Source organism: Parasphingorhabdus sp. (genome assembly GCF_036963705.1).
Classification (GTDB): Bacteria; Pseudomonadota; Alphaproteobacteria; order Sphingomonadales; family Sphingomonadaceae; genus Parasphingorhabdus.
In genome coordinates, this window is record NZ_JBALUT010000137.1 from 1 (window position 1) to 2961 (window position 2961).

General features: G+C 57.6%; 4 protein-coding genes and 1 pseudogene. All 5 read left to right on the forward strand.

What is annotated here, in order from left to right; translation table 11 throughout:
* Positions 1–331 (forward strand): annotated as a pseudogene (locus V7680_RS15340) (Rieske (2Fe-2S) protein); the annotation flags it as partial.
* Positions 328–807, forward strand: a complete 480-nt coding sequence (locus V7680_RS15345) for an aromatic-ring-hydroxylating dioxygenase subunit beta (RefSeq protein WP_335654126.1) — start codon at positions 328–330, stop codon at positions 805–807. The pseudogene V7680_RS15340 and the gene V7680_RS15345, both read left to right, overlap by 4 nt.
* A 42-nt stretch (positions 808–849) precedes the next feature.
* A complete protein-coding gene (gstA, locus tag V7680_RS15350) occupies positions 850–1455 on the forward strand; it encodes a glutathione transferase GstA (protein WP_335654127.1) in 606 nt (201 codons plus the stop codon).
* 179 nt (positions 1456–1634) lie between these two features.
* Positions 1635–2486, forward strand: coding sequence for an alpha/beta fold hydrolase (locus V7680_RS15355; protein WP_335654128.1), 852 nt, complete (start codon positions 1635–1637; stop codon positions 2484–2486).
* Between the two features lie 19 nt (positions 2487–2505).
* A partial coding sequence (locus V7680_RS15360; protein WP_335654129.1) for a VOC family protein occupies positions 2506–2961 on the forward strand: 456 nt, incomplete at its 3' end.

The following is a 2961-nucleotide window of genomic DNA, read 5'->3' on the forward strand; positions in this document are numbered from 1 at the left end:
GCTTGGCCCTGACAAGACAGAGCTGGTCTGGACCTATTTCGGATATGCCGACGATGATGAGGAAACAACGCGGCACCGGCTGCGAAACCTGAATCTTGTTGGTCCGTCAGGACTGATCTCGATGGAAGACGGAGAGGCGGTCGAACTTTGCCAGCAAGGCACGGTCGGGGCGGAAGGCAAGTACAATTTCATCGAAATGGGCGGTGATGATGTGCGCGACTATTACGCGCCGATGGGCATGGATGAAAACGCGGTGCGCGGATTCTGGAAAGGGTATCTTGAATTGATGGGCGATGGCCAGGCTCCTTCTGCCGTAGAGGTGCCGGCGTGAGCCTCGCCGATCCCGCCCTGCAAGGCCTCGTCGATTCCCTGAACGCCGCTTACGGGTTATGCCTCGATGACGGGCGGCTCGAGGAGTGGCCCGAGTTCTTTGTTGACGATTGCCTCTATCAGGTGATTGCGCGCGAGAATGTCGACCACGGCCTGCCGGCTGCGGTCATGTATTGCGACAGCAAGGGTATGTTGACCGATCGGATAGTGGCTTTGCGCCAGGCCAATGTTTTCCCTGAACATTTCAGTCGTCACTTGATTTCGCGAGCGGTTCTGACCGGTAGCGACGCAGACCTGGTGACGGCGGAGGCCAGCTATGCCGTGCTGCAAACCCGCAACGATGGTGAAACCCGCATCTACAATGCCGGGAAGTATATCGACCGTTTTCTGATTAGCGACGGCGCGGCGCTGCTGGTCAGCCGGATGTGCGTCTACGACACCCATCGGATCGCGACCCTGCTGGCAACCCCGATCTGACGCCCGGTTCCATTATCCGTGAAATACAAGAGGAGAAACACATTGCAGTTGTTCATTAGCCCCGGCGCCTGTTCGCTTGCGCCGCATATTGCCCTGCGCGAAACCGGCGCGGATTTCGAGGCGGTCAAGGTCGATCTCGCAACCCGCAAAACCGAGGCAGGCGACGACTTTCTTGCTGTCAATTCCTCTGGAAAGGTTCCGGCCCTGATCCTCGATAATGGCGAAACGCTGACCGAGAACCCGGCCATTCTGCTTTATATTGCAGATCAGAATTCCTCAGCTGGCCTGGCGCCAGCCGAGGGCGGTCGAGATCGCTATCAGCTGTTGAGCCGCCTCAGCTTCCTGGCTTCCGAATTCCACAAGGCGTTTGTGCCCTTGTTCGCCCCAGCGACGTCCGATGAAGCCAAGGCGGACGCCAACGTGGCGGTCAAGAACCACCTAGCCGCGCTCGAAAAGGAACTTACCGGACGCGATCATTATGCCGGTGAGACCTTCAGCGTTGCTGACATCTACTTATTCGTGATGCTTGGTTGGCCTGGGCATGTCGGCATCGATATGTCTGCCTACCCTGCGCTGGGCGCCTATGCGGGCAAGATTGCACAGCGTCCCGCCGTCGGTGCAGCGCTCAGAGCCGAGGGTCTGGCATGAGGCAGCGCGTGCACCGCTCGCGGGCATACGGTGAGTAAAGAGCATTCACTAATTGCCAATGCATTCTGTTTTGTGCAATAAAGTGAGAAAGTGATTCTAACGCCCGCCTTTAGTGGTTTCCGTCAAAACGACAGGAGGCGCTAAGGATTGAAGGCGGTAAAGGCGCGATCGGGAGAGATATGGTCACCGCAACGAAAGAAGCTGCACGTCCCGAGATTGGCAAGTCGCTGGTGGTCGATGGCAGTGTTACCAACTACCATGATGTGGGCGAAGGTCCGCCAGTCCTGCTTATCCACGGATCGGGGCCGGGCGTCACGGCATGGGCTAACTGGCGGCTCAATATGCCAGCTCTTGCGAAACAGTTCCGGGTGATTGCGCCGGACATGTTCGGATTTGGTTATTCCGATTCCAAGGGCCGCATAGAAGACAAGCAGATCTGGGTTGATCAACTGGTGGCCTTGCTCGACAACCTCGGCATCGACAAAGTGTCGATCGTAGGTAATTCCTTCGGCGGCGGCATTGCTCTGGCGTTCATGGTTGCCCATCCGGACCGGGTCGAGCGCGCGGTTCTGATGGGGCCGGCAGGCCTTGAATTCCCGATCACGCCCGCGCTTGATGAGGTGTGGGGCTACGAACCCTCGGTCGAGGCCATGCGCTCCTCGCTCGAGTATCTTGCATGGGATCACAGCAGGCTGACCGACGAGCTGGTCCAGTCGCGATACGAAGCAAGCATCCGTCCGGGTGCACAAGCACCCTATAATGCTACTTTTGGCGGTCCGGACCGTCAGCGCAATATTGCGATGCTGGCAAGCCGAGAACAAGACATTGCTGCGCTGCAGCATGAGGCACTGGTGCTGCATGGCCGGTTCGACGAGGTCATTCCGCTGGAGTCCAGCGTGCGTCTGGCAACTTTGCTGCCCTGCGCCGATTTGAACGTGTTTGGCGAATGCGGCCATTGGGTCCAGATCGAACGTATGGCCAGCTTTAACCGAATCGTGACTGAATTTTTCACTAATGGCCTCAAAGGCTGACGGAACAAGGAGAATTGAAATGGCTGTGACCGGTGTACTGCGCCCTGGGTACGTGCAACTGCGGGTTCTCGACCTCGAAGAGTCCATCCTGCATTACCGCGACCGAATTGGACTTAATCTTGTAAGCGTCGAGGATGGGCGCGCCTTCTTCCAGGCTTTCGACGAATTCGACCGACACAGTATCATTTTGTGTGAAGCAGATACGGCCGGACTCGACCGGATGGGTTTCAAGGTTGCGAAAGACTCCGATCTTGATCATTTCGCTGAACGCCTGCTCGACTGCGGTGTGCATGTTGACGTCATTCCCGCCGGTGAAGATCCCGGTGTCGGACGCAAGATCCGCTTCAATACCCCAACCGCGCATGTGTTTGACCTATACGCAGAAATGGAGCTGTCCGAAACCGGGCCGGCGGTCCGTAATCCTGATGTCTGGATAGCCGAACCGCGCGGCATGCGCGCAACCCGCTTTGATCAC

What these genes read in the sequence shown, in the direction of transcription:
- V7680_RS15355 (WP_335654128.1), top strand. Translation starts at nt 1,635, where the DNA reads ATGGTCACCGCAACGAAAGAAGCTGCACGTCCCGAGATTGGCAAGTCG.